The following is a 17,234-nucleotide window of genomic DNA, read 5'->3' as shown; positions in this document are numbered from 1 at the left end:
CCTTGTCCGGTTCGGTGGGGATTCTCGGCGGATCATTCAACCCCGTGCACAACGGGCATCTGCGCATGGCCATCGAAGCCCGTGAGGCGCTTGGGCTTGAGCGGGTGGATCTTCTGCCCGCCAAGGTCCCCCCGCACAAGGGCGAGTCGGGGCTGCTCGATTTCGGCCTGCGCCTGACCCTGCTGCGCCAGGCGGTGGAAGGGGTGGAGGGGCTGGGGGTCAGCGCCCTGGAGGGCGAGATGCCCGTCCCTTCATATTCGTATGCGACCCTGACCCGCCTGTGTGCAATGTTTCCGGATACCAATCATGTCTTTGTTCTCGGCAGTCCGGATTTTATGACCCTGCCCGACTGGCACCGTGGGCTGGAGCTGCCGCTCTTGGCCGACATTGCCGTGGTGGACCGGCTCGGGCTGGGGCAGGCGGCAGTGGACGATTTTCTGGACAGGCACTGGGAATGGCGGGAGGAAGGGCCGGGCGTGCGGCGCATCGCGGCAGGTCGCCGGGTCATGCTGGTGCCCATGGCGCGTCTGGATGTCAGCGCGAGCATGGTGCGGGAAAAATTTTGTGCGGGCCTCGAAACGAGCGGGCTCGTGCCGGAAGCGGTCCGGGGGCGGATGTTGTCCGAACCACGGATTTTCAAGGATTGCTGGAACGTATCACCCTAATGGAGGAATCATGGTCGGACATATTGTGATGTGGAAACTGAAGGAGACCGCAGAGGGTCGGAGTGCGGCGGAAAACGCGGCGATCATGAAGGACATGCTCGGGGCCCTGCCGGGACTCATCCCCCAGCTGCGCACCCTGGTCGTCAGCACGGACGTTTTTGCCTCCATACCCGAGACCGAGGTGGTCCTGTACACGGTCTTCGATTCTCCCGAAGACCTGCAGACGTACCAGGTCCACCCCGAACACCAGAAATGCGTGGCCTTCGTCTCGGCCGTGGCCGCCGAGAGGCGCATGGCGGATTACAACTTCTAGGCAGTGGATTTCTGAACCGACGGGGAGCTTGAATCGCATTCTCCCCAAAAGAGAAGGGGTGCCCGTGCACCCCTTTTTTATTCAGCTGGCCAGCAGGGCCACCGTGACTTGTTTCTTCCCGAATTGCCGGGCCTGATCGGTGTCCGGAAAGAAGATGTCCATGCGCTGCGTGTAGCGCTTGCTCATCAGATCCGCGATTTCAAAGATCCCGTGCCCTTTGACGTAGACCTTCTTGCCGAAGACCCATCCTTCATCGAACAGATCCCTGCTCACCGCGACAATTCCTGGCCTTGCCTTGCCCATGCTGGCCGTTGTTTGCGGATCGGGCCCGCATTCTTCAACGGTCGGACTGTAGGCCGTGACGGTCACTTCCTTGACCCATCTGTTCCGGAGCTCCGCCACCTGGCGGGTCAGTTCCTGTCGTTCCTCTTGCATCGTCGCGATCCGGGCTTCGTAGCGCCGGGTCGTCTCCAGCCTGGTTCCGTTGTAGGCGGCAAACCCTACCAGAGAGGCGATCATGACGAAAAAAAGCGAGGTGACGACAAATACTCCATGATTATTCATGTGTGTACCTCATCGTGCTTGGGGTGATGCTGCCGGCAAAGGGAGAGGGGGAGTGAAATCGGGGAGAAGGGAGCGGAAAAGTGCCGGCCGCATGGAAACAATACTTCATAACAGTCGAAGTCTTTAACCCAACGGCACCATCGATGCAACCCTGAATGTGCTTGTCGGTCCAGGTAGGATGTCCGGAAAGAAATCTTTTTCTTTCCGGACATTTATCGCTATTTATCAGAGGCTTCGGGTTTAAATTGCAGAGCAAGGGAATTGATGCAGTAACGCAATCCAGTGGGCTCTGGTCCATCGGGGAATACATGGCCCAGATGTCCGTCACAGACAGCGCAGAGCACTTCGGTGCGGACCATGAACCAGGATTTGTCTTCATGCTTTGCGATATGCGTTTCGTCTAGTGGCTTGAAAAAACTGGGCCAGCCTGTTCCCGAATCGAATTTGGCGTCGGAGTGGAAGAGCGGGGTCTCACAGCCAGCGCAAACATACGTTCCTTTTTCGTGATTTTCGTTGTATTGTCCGCTGAAGGCGGGTTCGGTACCCTTTTCGCGCAGCACATGGTACTGTTCGGGGCTCAATATTTCCCGCCACTGGGCGTCTGTCTTCGTGATCTTGTCCATCGAGTATCCTCCCGCGGGCCATAAAATGAGGGCTATTAACAGAAGCAACCTTGTCGTTTTCGGGCATTTTCTCATGGCTTGTCTCCTTTCTTGGACAGGTAAGATTTGTGCCGGGGCTGTAAAGGCGCTTGTTTCTCTTGGTGCTATTTTATGTTAGCCAGGATCAAAATGCATGAAAGAGACGGTTCCAAGGAGGAGGCAAGATGACGGACCCTGAAATCAATAAGAACGTTGAGACCCTGAAGGACGACATACAGCGGCATGTGGCCCTGACCCTGGGCAGCGACCCGTTCCCCCCGCGCAAGGGACGCTACTATCTGGGCCTGTGCTACAGCGTGCGCGACCGTCTGCTGGGCCAGTGGCTTGAGACCCAGCGCTCATATTACGACTCGATCACCAAACGCGTTTACTACATGTCCCTGGAATTTTTGCCCGGACGGTTCCTGATGAACTATATTCAGGCCCTGGGCATGGAGGAGGAGTGCCGCGAGGCGGTGCGGGATTTCGGGCTGGAGCTGGACGAACTGCTCGAGGAGGAATGGAATCCGGGGCTCGGGAACGGAGGCCTTGGCCGCTTGGCCTCATGCTACATGGACTCCATGGCCACGTGCAAGATTCCCGGTTACGGGTATGGCATTCTCTACGACTACGGCATTTTTTATCAGACCATCGTCAATGGCTATCAGCACGAAGGCTGCGACAACTGGCTGCGTCAGGATTCCCCCTGGGTGCTCAGGCGCGGGCATTTCATGTTTCTGATCAATTTTTACGGCCGCAGCGAGGCCTACGAAGACAGCGCCGGGCACGAGCGTTTCCGCTGGGTGGACACGGAGTCAGTCATGGCCATGGCCTGCGACATCATGGTGCCCGGTCATCAGAACGGTCACGTGACCAACATGCGTCTGTGGAAGGCCATCTCCACCCGGGATTTCGAGCTCGAACATTTCAACCGGGGCGATTATATCGGCGCGGTTCAGTCCAAGGTCGAGAGCGAGAACATCTCCAAGGTTCTCTATCCCAACGACACCAGCCCGCGTGGCAAGGAGCTCAGGCTGCGGCAGCAGTATTTCTTCGTGGCCGCGACGTTCCAGGACATTCTGCGGCGTTTTCGCAAGAACAACTACTCCTCTTTCGACTGCTTTCCCGATCAGGTCGCGGTGCAGCTCAACGACACCCATCCGGCCGTCAGCATCGCGGAACTCATGCGCATCCTGGTCGACGAAGAGGCCCTGACCTGGGAGACGGCCTGGACCATCTGTCAGAAGACGTTTTCCTACACCAACCACACCGTCCTGCCGGAGGCCCTGGAGACCTGGTCCGTGGAACTCATAGGGCGCATGCTGCCCAGGCATTTGCAGATCATCTTCGAGATCAACCGTCGCTTTCTGGATGACGTGGGTCAGCGTTTCCCGGGCCGTGTCGATCTTTTGAGGTCTCTGTCCCTGATCGCCGAGGACGATGGAAAGCAGGTGCGCATGGCCCACCTGGCCATCGTCGGCAGCCACACGGTCAACGGCGTGGCCGAGTTGCATTCGAAGATTCTCAAGACGCGGCTGTTCAAGGATTTCAACACTCTTTATCCCGGCAAGTTCACCAACGTTACCAACGGCATCACTCCCCGGCGCTGGCTGATGCAGGCCAATCCGGCCCTGTCCGAACTGATCAGCTCCGTCATCGGGTCCGAGTGGATTCATGACCTGTCGCATCTGTCCGAACTGGCCGCGCATGCCGACGATCCTGAATTCCAGCAGCGCTGGCAGGAAGTGCGCAAGCGCAACAAGAAGCTCCTGGCCCGCTATGTCCTGCGCAAACTCGGCGTGGGCATCAATCCGGCCACGCTTTTCGACATGCACATCAAGCGCATCCACGAGTACAAAAGGCAGATCCTGAACGTTCTGCACGTCATCACCCTCTACAACCGCATCCGCTCGGAAAGCATCGTGCACCACGTTCCGCGCACGGTGTTCTTTGCCGGCAAGGCCGCGCCGGGATATCTCCAGGCCAAGCTCATCATCAAGCTCGTCAACGCCGTGGGCCAGGCCGTGAACGCCGATGCCGCCGTGGGCAATGACCTGCGGGTCGTTTTTCTGCCCAACTACTGCGTCTCGCAGGCGGAAAAGCTCATCCCGGCCGCGGATCTGTCCGAGCAGATATCCACGGCGGGCATGGAGGCATCGGGCACCGGCAACATGAAGTTCTCTCTCAACGGGGCGCTGACCATCGGCACCCTGGACGGGGCCAACATAGAGATCAGGGAGGTGGTGGGGGAGGACAACTTCTTCCTCTTCGGCAACACCGAAGAAGATGTGCACCGTTTGCATTCCGGGGGCTATGACCCGGTGCAGATCTACGAAAGCAACCTCGAGCTCAAAAAAGCGCTGGACATGATCTCCACCGGATTCTTCTCGCCGGAGGCACCGGCCCTTTTCAGGCCCATCGTCGATTCGCTCCTGTCCCACGGCGACTATTATCTGGTCCTGGCTGATTACGCGAAATACGTGGCGGAACAGGCCCGGGTCTCAAAATGCTACGAGGACCCTGCCCTTTGGACGCGCATGTCCATCCTGAACACGGCCAACATGGGGAAATTCTCCAGCGATCGCTCGATCATGGAGTACGCGCGGAACATCTGGAAGGTTTCGCCCCTGGCCTGACAGGCTTCCTCATAACGGTGATCTGCTGTGTCGGTGAAAAAAGCCAGGACGCTCATGCATGCGCATGACTGCGTCCTGGCTTTTTTTCGTTTTCGTGCATTTCACCACTTTCAAGCGGCCTGCGGATCTTGTTTTTTGGAACAGTCAGCCCCCCCCGGAGGGTGTCAGGCGCCTTGGCCGATTTCAAGGATGGAAGAAGCCCAGGCGCCTGCCTCGCGATACAGCCGCCGCATGGTTTCCTGCTCCAGATTCAGGTCTTGGAGGATTGCACCCGGCGCATCTGCATCCTGATCCTCGAAGGCCAGCATGAGCGTGAGCAGCGGCATGTATTCCGTCGTGTTTTCGCCGCGCAGGGCTTTTTTCTGCGCGTCGTTCAAAGGCAGAAAGGCCAGGGCGTCGGCCATGGGGATTCCGAGGATGGCGTCGAGCAGCGAAAACATGCCCAGCAGAAACATCTCGTCGGGCTTGAAGTCCCAGTAGTCGTGACCGGCGACGGTCTGTTCCAGAAATTTTCCCCGCCACAATGAAAGATGCAGGAGCTCGACCTGTTCCTCGCCCTGCGAGATGTCTGCCAGCAGCACGGCGCGCAGCCAGTTGCGCACGTTGACCCAGCCCAGAAGGGTGATGGCCTGGCGGATGGAATCGATCTTGCGCATGAACCCGAAAGTCGGGGAGTTGAGGTAGGTGAGCAGCCGGTAGGAAAGGCTCACGTCGGCCTGGATGGTCTGGGCCAGCTGGTCCAGGTTGGGTGATTCGGCCTCGATGATGCGCAGGATCTGCAGGCGTGAATTCTGGTGCGAGGACAGCTTCTTGCCGGGGATGATCTCGGCGGTCTTGAAGAAGCGCCCCTGGAAAAGGGAGATGCCCATGTTTTGCAGCCGTTCCAGTTCTTCGCGGGTGGTCACGTTGCGCGCGATCAGGGTCTTGTCGGCCCTGGGTATTTTTGCAAGCTCTTCGGCCATGTCGGGGGAGCCAAGGCAGATCACGGAGGCCAGTTCCATGAGGGCGGCCTGAGGCGTGATTGCGGCATTCCACTCCAGGGCGATGGTGTGCCCGTCCGCCGCCATCTGCTTCAGCGCCGGGAGCAGGTCCGGGTCGTTCTGGTAGTCCGGGCTGATCAGGATGGCGGAGGATTGCGCCGGAAAGGCGTAGGGGATCTGCTTTTGCAACTGGTCCCGGGTGTAGGAGAGGAGCATTTTCTTGTTGCGGGCCAGGATGGTGTTCAGGCCGATGTAGTCACCGGCGATGACCGCTGCCCCGACGTTGGCCCGTTCCGGGTCTGGAGGCAGCCCCGGGGCAAGGCTCGAGGTAGCCTGGATTTCGTAACCCCATACTGTCTTGGAGGCGGTAAAGATCGGATACCTGGACAGCAGATGCAGGTTCGTGGCGCTCGGAACGGCTGCGGGCATGGGTGGCTCCCGGTTGGAGTTTTGGATTGCCTTGAAGTTAGCAGAACATTGCACAATTTTGAACTCTTATTTGCCTGCTTCAAATTCAAGTTTACATTTATGTGCATGTTTTGTGCAGGGCAGGCGGGGGCAATTGTTTTGCCCAGGCTGCGATGCGCGATGCTGGAGGCAGGGCGCGCCATGCCGGATGTAGCGACGCTGGAGGCTGTTTTGCAAAATTGTAATTTATTTCCGGATTAATTCCAGATTGTCGGGATTGCATATTTCAAAAATGTAATCTATTTATTTGCTCAGTTCGCGACATTCTTATATTTCAGTATGTTGCGCTTTTGGCATCTGAATTGCTAATGTCTTGGAAGTTGTAAACACGGATCAACGTAGCAATAAAAGCATACATCAACTTGTCCTGGAGGATATCATGAACGGACTCACGGCCCGCAGGGACGCCATCAAGGCAATCACAGACTACAAACCCATGCATGCTCCCCTGAATTTCAACGAGACTTCCCTGACCGAAATGTTTGGAAGCAACGTTTTCAATGACAAGGTCATGCGTGAACGCCTGCCCAAGACCGTCTATAAATCACTGAAGAAGACCATCGAACTGGGCGAGAAACTTGACGCTTCCGTGGCCGATGTCGTGGCCAACGCCATGAAGGATTGGGCCATCGAGAAGGGCGCCACCCATTTCACCCACGTCTTCTACCCCCTGACCGGCCTGACCGCGGAGAAGCACGACTCCTTCCTCACTCCCGACGGCATGGGCGGGGCAGTGGCCGAATTCAGCGGCAAGATGCTCATCCAGGGCGAGCCCGACGCCTCCAGCTTTCCTTCCGGCGGTCTGCGCGCCACCTTCGAAGCCCGCGGCTACACTGCCTGGGACGTGACCAGTCCGGCCTACATCCTTGAGAATCCCAACGGAACTTTCCTGTGCATCCCCACGGCCTTCGTGTCCTGGACCGGCGAGGCCCTGGACAAGAAGACTCCGCTGCTGCGGTCCATGCAGGCCCTGAACAAGCAGGCAAAGCGCGTGCTGAAGCTGTTCGGCGTCGAGACCAAGCTGCCCCTGACCAGCTATGCAGGTCCCGAGCAGGAATATTTTCTCATCGATCGCAATTTCATCTTCGCCCGTCCCGACCTGCTCATCGCCGGCCGCAGCCTCTTCGGCGCCAAGCCGCCCAAGGGTCAGGAGTTCGAGGACCAGTATTTCGGCGTAACCCCGCGCCGCGTCATGTCCTTCATGATGGAAGTGGACCGCGAACTGTTCAAGCTCGGCGTACCGGTCAAGACCCGTCACAACGAAGTGGCCCCCAGCCAGTTCGAGATCGCGCCCATCTACGAGCAGGGCAACCTGGCCACGGACCACAACCAGCTGGTCATGACCGTGCTGCGCAGCGTGGCCAAGCGTTATGGCATGGTCTGCCTGCTGCACGAGAAGCCCTTCGCCGGCATCAACGGCTCAGGCAAGCATCTCAATTATTCCATCGGCAACGATGAAGTCGGCTGCCTCTTCGATCCCGGCGACACGCCGCACGACAATGCCCAGTTCCTGGTCTTCTGTGCCGCCGCCATCCGCGCCGTGCACAAGTACGGCCCGATGCTGCGCGCCACCGTGGCCAGCGCCTCCAACGACCATCGCCTTGGCGCCAACGAGGCTCCTCCGGCCATCATGTCCATATATCTGGGCGAACAGCTGACCGACGTTTTCGAGCAGTTCAAGAAAGGCGAGGTCAAGAGCTCCAAGAAGAAGAGCGTCATGAACATCGGCGTGGACACGCTGCCGCCCCTGCCCATGGATCCGGGCGACCGCAACCGCACCAGCCCCTTCGCCTTCACCGGCAACCGCTTCGAATTCCGCGCGGTGGGTTCCTCCATGTCCATCGCCGGCTCGCAGGTGGCCCTGAACACCATGATGTCCGAGTCCCTGGACTACATCGCCACCGAACTGGAAAAAGCCACCGGCGGCAAGAAGACCAAGCTCAATGAAGCAGTACAGAATCTCCTGCAGAAAATCATGATTGAGCACGATGCGGTCATCTTCAACGGCGACGGCTATTCCGACGAATGGCATCAGGAAGCCGAAAAACGCGGCCTGGCCAACCTGAAGGCCACCCCCGACGCCCTGCCCATGCTGTCCATCCCATCGACCATCGAGCTCTTCACCAAGTACGGCGTGCTGAGCGAGGCCGAGCTGCGGTCCCGCGAAGAAATCTACCTGGAGCAGTACTGCAAGACCATCGAGACCGAAGCCAACCTGATGCTGCGGATGTCCAAGACCGTCATCTTCCCGGCTTCCTTCCGCTATCAGAACGAGCTGGCCCAGGCCTGCGCCAACCTTCAGGCCATCGGCAAGGAATTCGGCACGACCACCCTCGACCAGCTGACCACCAACCTGCGCGGCATGCAGAAGGTCACCTACGAACTTGAAGCGTTGCTTGAAGGTGAGAAGGGCAAAACGACCCTCGATCACGCCAACTACTTCTACAAGACCATCCTGCCTGCCATGGCCGAGGTCAGAAAGCATGCCGACCTCCTGGAAACGCTCGTCGCCGACGATCTGTGGACGCTGCCCAGCTACCAGGAAATGCTCTTCATCCGCTAACCCTTTTTCCGCCGAACCGGCCTGTCGAAGCGCATCCTCCCCTCGCCAGGTCTTTGCCGAAAACCGGCCGGTTCACGGAATTTTCAGGCTGCCTCCGGGCAGCCTTTTTTCGTTGTGTTGACGCCGCTCGACGGTGTGTCTAGATATCTGTGGCGTCTTTGCACCGAGCACGTGAGAACCCCCATGGAAATTTTTCGCAGATGGATGAGTGCCGTTTTTTCCGACACGCAACTGGTCATCCTTTTTCTGGTGCTGGTCGTCAGCGGGGCGATTGTCCTCTCCGTGGGCAATCTGTTGGCCCCTGTCATCGCCAGCGTGGTCATCTCTTTTCTTCTGGAGGGGGTGGTGCGTTTTCTGGTCGCGTTTCGCTGGCCGCGCATGCTGGCCGTGGTGCTGGTTTTCGGGCTGTTCATGCTTTTTCTGGCGGTGATGATCCTGGCGCTGGTGCCGCTATTGGTGTCCCAGATCACGGACCTCATCGACAACATCCCCTGGATCGTCTCCAAGGCGCAGAACGCCCTTGTGCACCTGCCGAGGCAGTATCCGATCCTGACCGAGGCCCAGGTGCAGACAGTGGTCGACTCCCTGACCACCCAGTTTTCCCAGTATGGTCAGCAGGTCCTGGCCTTTTCCCTGTCCTCCGTGCGCTCCGTCTTTTCCTTCGTGGTCTACATGGTGCTCATGCCGATCATGGTCTTCTTCTTTCTCAAGGATAAGGACGTTATCCTTGGATGGTTGTGCAGCTTCCTGCCCCAGGACCATACCCTGGCCAGCACGGTCTGGATGGACGTCAAGACCCAGGCCGGAAACTACGTGCGCGGCCGGATCTGGGAAATCTTCATCGTCTGGATCGCGACCTACGCCTCCTTCTTGTTTTTTGGGTTGGACTACGCAATGCTCCTTAGTCTTCTGGTCGGCCTGTCCGTGATCATCCCGTATATCGGTGCCGTGGTCGTGACCGTGCCTGTGCTTATCATCGCCTTCATCCAGTGGGGTTTTGATGCGCAGTTCACCTGGGCCATGATCGTCTATTTCGTGATCCAACTCCTGGACGCCAACCTGCTTGTGCCGTTGCTGCTGTCCGGGGCCGTCAACCTGCACCCCATCGCCTCCATCACGGCTATCCTGATTTTCGGCGGCATATGGGGCTTTTGGGGCGTATTTTTCGCCATCCCGCTGGCCTCGCTGGTGCAGTCGGTGCTCGGCGCCTGGAAGAATCGCCGCGGATACCTGGTGGAAAGTTAGGATTATGGGTCCCATAGGTCGTATGGGTCCTGTGAAATACAATTAAAATTGAGAGCTGATAGGAAGAATTAATGAAAAAGTACGATGTTTACGGCATGGGCAACGCCCTGGTCGACATGGAATTCGAGGTGCCCGATGCCTTTTTGGAAACCATGGGCGTGGAAAAGGGCTTCATGACCCTGGTCGACGAAGAGCGGCAGTTCGAGCTGCTCGAATATCTGCGCAGCGAACGCAGCGTCCGCTCGGGCGGAGGGTCGGCTGCCAACACGGTCGTAGCCAACGCCTTTTTCGGCGGAAAGTCCTTTTACACCTGCCTGGTCAGCAACGATGAAATGGGTGATTTCTATGCCCAGGAACTGGCCCGGGCCGGGGTAGGCACCAACCTTTCCGAACGTCGCGCCGACGGTGTCACCGGCAAATGCCTGGTCATGATCACGCCCGACGCCGAGCGGACCATGAACACCTACCTTGGCATCTCCGAATCCCTGTCAATTGCGCAGTTGTGCCCGGAAGAGTTGCGCGAGTCCGAATTTCTCTACTCCGAAGGCTATCTGGTGACCTCGCCCACGGCGAGGCCAGCTGTTGTTTCAGCCATGAACATGGCACGTGAAGCCGGGGTCAAAACCGCGCTGAGTTTCTCCGATCCGTCCATGGTCAAATACTTTCGTCTGGGTCTGGAGGAGATTGTCGGCGAAGGGGTGGATCTGCTTTTCTGCAACCGCGAAGAGGCCCTGCTCTGGGGCGAGTGCCGCACCCTGGCCAAGGCCGTGGAAAAGCTGCACCGCAACGCCAAGGCCTTCGTGGTCACTCTCGGCGGGGAGGGCGCTCTGGTTTATGACGGTGAGGACATGCACGAGATCGACGCCTGCCGGGTTACGCCCCTGGATACCAACGGCGCCGGGGACATGTTTGCCGGAGCCTTCCTGTACGGCATTACCCACGACATGAATTACGCCCAGGCTGGCGAGTTCGCGAGCCTGGCCGCGTCCAGGGTGGTCCAGACCTTCGGCCCCAGGCTCAAGCCCGAAGAGTACGCCAAGACCCTGGCCGAATTTCGGGGCCGGTAGCACGTCATGCTGGCGGGACTTGAAGGGTGGGCGGAAGGGCTTGGCTGGCTGGCCGCTTTGTCCGCCCTGACATTCGTGGGCTCGCTGCTGGTCATCCCCCTGGTGGCCGCCCGCATTCCCGCCGACTATTTCTGCGCCGAAAGGCGCGGCAAGACGCTATGGCGCAGGCGCCTTCCCGTCCTGCGCATAATCGTCCTGATCCTCAAGAACATGCTGGGCCTCGTCCTCTTCCTGGCTGGGGTGCTGATGCTCTTTCTGCCCGGCCAGGGCCTGCTGACCATCTTCCTTGGCATCATGCTCATGGATTTTCCGGGCAAATACCGCCTGGAAAGGTACATCATCTCCCGCGGGCCAGTCCTGCGCGGCATCAACTGGCTCAGGAACCGCTCCGGGGTTGCGCCTCTGGAAGTGATGGAGTGTGACGATCAGTTTTGAGTACTTGCGTACTCCTTGCGACCGGGTGAATCGGCGGTGTCTGGCGGAGTTGAGTGGTCCTGAAGAGAGAAAGTTGTCTGATTCGGGGATATTGCGCATTGATGTCGAGGCAGAACGCTTTATTTGGCGGTGATTGCTCGTATCGTAAGTTGTTGAAATATAGGGTTTTAAAATCAAATTAAAATTTTTCGAAAAAAGTCTTTGACAGCAGGCATTGGCCCCTATAAAGACTGTTTCTCGTTGGACGGGACGGGGCGGTTAGCTCAGCTGGGAGAGCGTCGGCCTTACAAAATGCGGGGTCGTAGTTAAGTCGGTTATAACGCCGGCCTGTCACGCCGGAGGCCGTGGGTTCGAGTCCCATCGGCCCCGCCAAAGAAATCAAGGGTTTACGTGAAAGCGTAAACCCTTTTTCTTGTTCACGTGTCCCGCCTGCGTGTCCCAAGAATTTTCGATGCCAAAACTGACGTGGCCCGATTAGACGTTGTGACACGATGAATGTAGCGTTGCGTCGTAGTTGCTGATTTGTGTCTAAGGAGTTGCTGGACATCAAGAAGACCTACCGAACCGTCAGCGATTGCCACACTCGCCGCAAGGTGGCGAATACCGTGAAACCCAAAGGCCCTGACTCCGGCCCGTTCACATAAACGATAAAGCCAACGTCGGTGATCGACCAAAGGCTTTTGGCCTCGCCTACTCACGAACACATGAGCCACGTCCGGGTGCCGGTTCATTTGCTCGCACAAGGCCGGTTTGAATTCAGGAGGGATCGGCACATAATCTGCCTCTACGTCTGAGTTCTTCCGTTTACGGGTCCATAAGCGAAGCCTATTCTCCCGCAAATCTACATCGTCGGTCATCAACTTGAAGACTTCACTCTTCCGGCCCGCCGAGTAAAACAGGGTCAGCAGCAGGGTCTTGTCCTGGCCATCGGCGATATTGATTACGGCCAGGAAGTCCTCTAACGATGGGATGTATCGTGGCGATCTGGATTCCGGCTGACGCTTGACTCGCTTGAAAGGATTTTCGGTTGGAAAACCGTAGTACTGAACTCCCCAGTTCCAGGCAGCTATCAAGTTTTTGCGGTCCTTGTTCACAGCGTTACCGCTTCGTCCAAACTTGCGCTCAGATTTGAAGTATTGCTGTGCGACAAGTGGCGTTATTTGCACCACTGTCAGACTCCCTCTTCCGCCGCCTTTTTTCACAGTCCTGCCCTCGCCATGGTACTGCTCCAAGAACATGTCGCGACAAAGAGCCTTTTCCTTGTACGTCTTCGTGCTCACGCAGCCATTTTGCGATTCCACATATGAATCAAGCCACTCTTTGAGAGTCAGACCGATAAGAGGCGTTGGAGCACTTGTTTCATTATCAAGGGTCGCTGACTGTTTGAGTGATGCCAGCATCTCTTTCTCCCACACTTCAGCATCTTTTTTTCTGTCAAAGAACTTTGTCTTGCGAGTGCCGTCAAATTTGACAGCAGCCCGCCAGCGTCCATTCTCTTTGTAAGCCATATAGCCTCCAAATAAGCATAGACGCCTAACCATCTTTAATAAGTATACTTTATAGTGCTTTTTATTTCAACAAAAAAAGCGAGCCATCTCTGACTCGCTTTTTTTTACGCTGCATTATTAATTTTCAGTAAATCTAGAACTGATTTTGTATATATAGTTATATCTAGAGATTCGCCGATATTATGAATATAATTATCTGTGGTCGATGCCCGAGTGTGTCTCAGAAGGGCCTGGATATCCGTAAGTTCAATTTTCTTCTTGATCAACTCTGTTGCCACACGATGCCTTATTCCATGGATCGTGAATGGTTTTACTTCATTCTGTATACAAAAATCTTTGAGCCACTTGTCCCAGTTTCCACGATCTGGACTGACATAATTAAACAGCATCTCTGTAATGCTATTATTTTCGATGTGTCTCTGTATTTGTTGACTCAACTCGTCCGGTATTTTTATTTTATCTCTTCTCTCGCCATTTCCATTTGTCTTTTCTGTTGTTAGAACAATAATGCAGTCATCTGGAATAAAATCAGTTTCTACTTTGATTCTAAACATTTCGACACGTCGAGCCGCTGTCACGAGACAGAGCATCAAAATTAAACGCTCCTCGCCTGTCGCGGATAATGTAACCTTCAGAACGTCTTGAAAAGGCGGTATATACTTTGCTTTTCTTAATTCCGGAAACCTGTCGCAGAAAACAAATGGGTTTGCATATGGCAGTTTAAGTCGCTTTACGCCCCATGCCCAAGCCGCATCAAGCCGCTTAAGGTCTTTGTTACGAGCATTCCCCGAACGTGCCTGGTCACGGTCAATGAATGCCATCACCATGTCTGGTGTAATGTTTGAAACATGTGTTTTCGACGGGACAATCGACAGAAACCTTCTGAAAAAATTCAATTTTTCGCTCCATTCCCGAGGCTTGTTCCTGCCTTGAAGATGAATCAGATATCCCTCTACGAGAGGGCCGATACAATAGTTCGATATGGACAATATCCCTTTGCGATTTTTTGATTGTTGTCGATTTCGATCCCGTTCGGCGCGTCCTAGGGTTTCCCACTCCACCGCTTCACGCTCTGTTGCTACGAGTTTTGTTCTTCGTTTCGTTTCGCTATATTTGATGACACCACGCCATTTGCCAGTTTCTTCTTCATAATAAGCCATTTATATTATTACCTCTTTCTACCAAAGTCCCAACTTGGACTCAGCCATTCCTTCTATGCTGTGGGAGGTGGTCGCTTGCATTTGCTCTTCGAGCAAAGCAATCAGAGTCTCTCCCTCCATCATCCTTTTCACGTACGATTTTTTAAATCGGATCCCGCTCTTTCCTATTACAAATGCCCCAAGTGCGATCTTCATTTCAGGAGTGGACAGCAGACTCCGCGAACACCCTAATTTTTTCATTACTTCCTTCGCGGTCACTCCCGCTTCATTTTCAAACTCAACTTCATTCATATTAACCTCCGATGATCGGAGGCGCGGGAAACGCGATTTTTTTTCAACTTGGCCAAGAAAATGAGTCGAAATGAAAAAAAAAGCTTCTTTCCCGGGTGAAAGGGTAAATTCAAATATGAGGTACCCATATGCTAATTAAGGAAATCCAAAAAAATGAGGCAGTTAAGTTTCGTGTGCCCGGTAAAGTTGCTGAGCAGCTCAGGTTGATCAAGTCGGAGTGCAAGGAGCTTGAATGGAAATTTGTTCTGAATGACGAAATTGCCCTGCTCATCGAAAAACAGTGTCACAAGGCTCTTAAAGAAATTCAGGCTGAACTCGATCGCCGAAAACAAGAAACATCCGAGGAGGTAGATATCGAAACAAGATCCGCTCAAGTTAGATCCCCGAAGAACAAACCAACGCCCCCCAATACCAAGCCATTACCAATTATGATGCCCGCAAAGAGCGAATAATTATAAAATATTACAATAAATAGGGCTGCGAATGCAGCCCTATTTATTGTGGTGCGCCCTGCTGGGCGCACTCACGTGGTGGAGGTGATAATTCCTTTTCGTAAGTCTGGGACGGTTTCAATCCGTCGGCAAGGAGTGTCTGCCAATAGGTGGAACCTGAAGGTGAAGAAAACCTCAGCCAAAACCCTGGCTCTATGAAAACAAGCAATGAAAACCTACTCATTACCGGCGTGGCCCCCACCATTTTAGCCACGAGTCCAATGTGATGTCTTCCAATAGCCCGCTTTTGTTTCGAGGGTAGAACCCGTTATCCCAGTCTGCCTTCCCGATGCTGAAATACATGCCTTCAAGCCGTGGGTACTTCATGAACAAGTTTTTTTCGGTTTTCTGCCGCAGCCACCGTTCAAGTTCGTTGCATTGCGGTCTTGCGTTGGGACAATGCTTCGCCCAGCGATGAACGCGTAGCATCATCGTTGATATGGAAAATACTTTTTGCTGCGGATTAGCGCCTGAATTCAGGATATCCGCGATATTGTTCCTCACGGATTTCAAGAAATCGTCTGAAAGGAAGATGAGCAGCGCTTTGTTCTTGATCCGGGCGGTGTAATTCCACAGCGTACAGGAATCAGTTGTGAGGTCTGTCCATTGCCCCTTGATGGAAATGATACGATTTTTGCTGAGTACAAATGCATGCTTTTCGTCCCACCATGTCACAGACTGATTTGCTTTCGCTGTTCGGAAAATCTTTAAGCCCTGCTCATGAAAAAGAAGTGGCGCAAAAATCTTCCGCGCGAACTGCCCACGAACTGTCGGGCAGTAGACATTGCTGACTATTAACTCAGAACAGAACTCGATAAAATCATGGTCCATGATCCCGAATGACTGTGCACTTTGGGCAAGTCCTTCGATGGCTTCTTCCCAGTTCCACCCGTGCGTAAACAAATGAACTTTGCCCTGCTTCATAGAAGTGTACTGCCTGAGCCAGCACACCAGATGTCCATTGTGTCTCCAGGGATTCCAAAAGCCAGGGCATTGTCCGGATAGTGGCGCGAGGATAAGCCCGGCCAGATAAATCCGTTCAATTTCTGCCTGCACGAAAAGTTCCTGAGATACGGTCTTGGGCCAGAAATGGGCGGTCAGGGCCGCTGCCGTTTGTGTCCATGACGTTCGCTCCAGATACTCCATGAGATTCGGATGGCGATGCCGTAAGGCCAAGGCGCGTTGCGCCTGGATCACCTTGTAAATAGCTTGATTTGTTGTCTGAGTTGACTCTTCAAGGTCTTTGACTATGCCCATGTCAGACCTCGGTCAGGGCACAGGATTGCACTTGCCAGCCCAAAACGGGCGATTTCGTTTTCCATGATTACCTCCCAAATTAGATTTTTCATAAGAGAGGAATGGGAAAACGATTTTTCTTTTCCGGTTTTAGAACAAGATCATCAAAATTCTTATCAAGAACCATCTTGGGCCCGCCAGGGGCCTGTTCGTTCATTGTCTTTATTTAAAAAAATCAAATAGATGCTTACTACATTGAGGTGCGGATTAGATTTTCTTTTTCACGCCTTGCCGTGAAAAAGAAATCTTTCCCATACATTTGGGTATGTCTTCAAGCGCATAAATGTGTGCGCTTCGACTCCTTCGGGAGTCACCCAATGTACCTACCTTTGGCGGGATCTTTCGTATCCCGCGAAGCCGGTGTTCACCGGCTTCTTTGTGATATCACATCGCAATTTTCCCTTCTCGCGTACCCCTTTCAACAGGCATAGCCTGATTATATATAGGATTGGATGATTGATGATTTTGTCATGTTGCCGTTTAGTCGCCACTACTTTGATGGATCGGTGCCAGCCAGCCGGACAGCCATCCGGATTATGATCTTGAAGAAGTAGATGACCAGGAAAGCCGAATGCTACGGAAACGGGCCCGTTCGGTTTGGGAACCAGTTCCTATGAGCAAGTCGCTGTTTGGCGAGGAGTGATTAGGAGTTGAGTTCATATTTTTATTGTATTGATGGTGGTGCGACTGGATAATCAAATATGTCGTGTGCCCCAGAAAATGGGGGTGTGGGGCAAGTGTCTCTTTGAGCATTTGTGACACACGAGGGGTTTTTGCGCATGCAGATATATAAGCCGTCGATCCCTGGCAGGCTCGAAGTTGGTGGTGACACCCCGGTAAAAATTTTGCGTGTAGAGCAGCAAATAGAAGGGAGCGATCCCAACCCGATTTAATATGGCGAGGAGACGAAC

15 protein-coding genes and 1 tRNA gene are annotated in these 17,234 nt (G+C 54.8%); 9 read left to right on the top strand and 7 right to left on the bottom strand.

Translation table 11 applies throughout. The features are described from left to right. Window positions 1-2 precede the first annotated feature (2 nt). Together CVU60_12505 and CVU60_12500 are read left to right on the top strand one after the other, a co-directional pair. Window positions 3-665, top strand: coding sequence for a nicotinate (nicotinamide) nucleotide adenylyltransferase (locus CVU60_12505; protein ID PKN41253.1), 663 nt, complete (start codon window positions 3-5; stop codon window positions 663-665). Window positions 666-675: 10 nt separating this feature from the next. Next, window positions 676-978: a stress responsive protein gene (locus CVU60_12500; protein ID PKN41252.1), complete on the top strand. Its 303-nt coding sequence runs from the start codon at window positions 676-678 to the stop codon at window positions 976-978. Window positions 979-1,059: 81 nt separating this feature from the next. On the opposite strand, the gene CVU60_12495 is transcribed toward CVU60_12500, so the two are convergent. Both CVU60_12495 and msrB read right to left on the bottom strand, forming a co-directional pair. Continuing rightward, window positions 1,060-1,542, bottom strand: coding sequence for a hypothetical protein (locus CVU60_12495; protein PKN41251.1), 483 nt, complete (start codon window positions 1,540-1,542; stop codon window positions 1,060-1,062). 218 nt (window positions 1,543-1,760) lie between these two features. Beyond that, window positions 1,761-2,240 carry a peptide-methionine (R)-S-oxide reductase gene (gene msrB / locus CVU60_12490; protein ID PKN41250.1) on the bottom strand — a complete coding sequence of 160 codons (480 nt, stop codon included), beginning with the start codon at window positions 2,238-2,240 and terminating at the stop codon, window positions 1,761-1,763. Window positions 2,241-2,368: 128 nt separating this feature from the next. Between msrB and CVU60_12485 the strand changes: the two genes are divergently transcribed. Continuing rightward, on the top strand, window positions 2,369-4,819 hold the full coding sequence (locus tag CVU60_12485; GenBank protein PKN41249.1) for a glycogen phosphorylase: 2,451 nt from the start codon (window positions 2,369-2,371) through the stop codon (window positions 4,817-4,819). Window positions 4,820-4,983: 164 nt separating this feature from the next. On the opposite strand, the gene CVU60_12480 is transcribed toward CVU60_12485, so the two are convergent. Further along, the gene (locus CVU60_12480; GenBank protein ID PKN41248.1) at window positions 4,984-6,228 is read right to left on the bottom strand and encodes a histidine kinase; all 1,245 of its coding nucleotides are present in this window, start codon (window positions 6,226-6,228) and stop codon (window positions 4,984-4,986) included. 418 nt (window positions 6,229-6,646) lie between these two features. Here CVU60_12480 and CVU60_12475 point away from each other — a divergent pair, with 418 nt between their 5' ends. The 5 genes from CVU60_12475 (at window position 6,647) to CVU60_12455 (ending at window position 11,949) form a co-directional block, all read left to right on the top strand. Next, complete coding sequence (locus CVU60_12475) at window positions 6,647-8,830, top strand: glutamine synthetase type III (GenBank protein ID PKN41247.1); 2,184 nt, start codon at window positions 6,647-6,649, stop codon at window positions 8,828-8,830. Between the two features lie 183 nt (window positions 8,831-9,013). Then, the gene (locus CVU60_12470; protein PKN41246.1) at window positions 9,014-10,075 is read left to right on the top strand and encodes an AI-2E family transporter; all 1,062 of its coding nucleotides are present in this window, start codon (window positions 9,014-9,016) and stop codon (window positions 10,073-10,075) included. A gap of 71 nt (window positions 10,076-10,146) precedes the next feature. Beyond that, a complete protein-coding gene (locus tag CVU60_12465) occupies window positions 10,147-11,142 on the top strand; it encodes an adenosine kinase (GenBank protein ID PKN41245.1) in 996 nt (331 codons plus the stop codon). A gap of 6 nt (window positions 11,143-11,148) precedes the next feature. Then, complete coding sequence (locus CVU60_12460) at window positions 11,149-11,577, top strand: hypothetical protein (GenBank protein ID PKN41244.1); 429 nt, start codon at window positions 11,149-11,151, stop codon at window positions 11,575-11,577. A 295-nt stretch (window positions 11,578-11,872) separates the two neighbouring features. Then, window positions 11,873-11,949 (top strand) — tRNA-Asp (locus CVU60_12455). 44 nt (window positions 11,950-11,993) lie between these two features. On the opposite strand, the gene CVU60_12450 is transcribed toward CVU60_12455, so the two are convergent. The 3 genes from CVU60_12450 to CVU60_12440 form a co-directional block, all read right to left on the bottom strand. Then, window positions 11,994-13,118, bottom strand: a complete 1,125-nt coding sequence (locus CVU60_12450) for a site-specific integrase (GenBank protein ID PKN41243.1) — start codon at window positions 13,116-13,118, stop codon at window positions 11,994-11,996. Between the two features lie 71 nt (window positions 13,119-13,189). Further along, window positions 13,190-14,245: a hypothetical protein gene (locus CVU60_12445; GenBank protein PKN41242.1), complete on the bottom strand. Its 1,056-nt coding sequence runs from the start codon at window positions 14,243-14,245 to the stop codon at window positions 13,190-13,192. An 18-nt stretch (window positions 14,246-14,263) separates the two neighbouring features. After that, on the bottom strand, window positions 14,264-14,536 hold the full coding sequence (locus CVU60_12440) for a hypothetical protein (GenBank protein ID PKN41241.1): 273 nt from the start codon (window positions 14,534-14,536) through the stop codon (window positions 14,264-14,266). Between the two features lie 128 nt (window positions 14,537-14,664). Here CVU60_12440 and CVU60_12435 point away from each other — a divergent pair, with 128 nt between their 5' ends. Beyond that, window positions 14,665-14,988, top strand: a complete 324-nt coding sequence (locus tag CVU60_12435) for a hypothetical protein (protein PKN41240.1) — start codon at window positions 14,665-14,667, stop codon at window positions 14,986-14,988. 222 nt (window positions 14,989-15,210) lie between these two features. Here the strand turns inward: CVU60_12435 and CVU60_12430 are convergent, their stop codons facing one another. Continuing rightward, window positions 15,211-16,284: a hypothetical protein gene (locus CVU60_12430; GenBank protein ID PKN41239.1), complete on the bottom strand. Its 1,074-nt coding sequence runs from the start codon at window positions 16,282-16,284 to the stop codon at window positions 15,211-15,213. Window positions 16,285-17,234: the final 950 nt, after the last annotated feature.

The organism is Deltaproteobacteria bacterium HGW-Deltaproteobacteria-18 (genome assembly GCA_002841885.1).
GTDB lineage: Bacteria > Desulfobacterota > Desulfovibrionia > Desulfovibrionales > Desulfomicrobiaceae > Desulfomicrobium.
The sequence above is the reverse complement of the archived record's forward strand: the minus strand, read 5'-3'. Positions and strand labels throughout refer to the sequence as shown.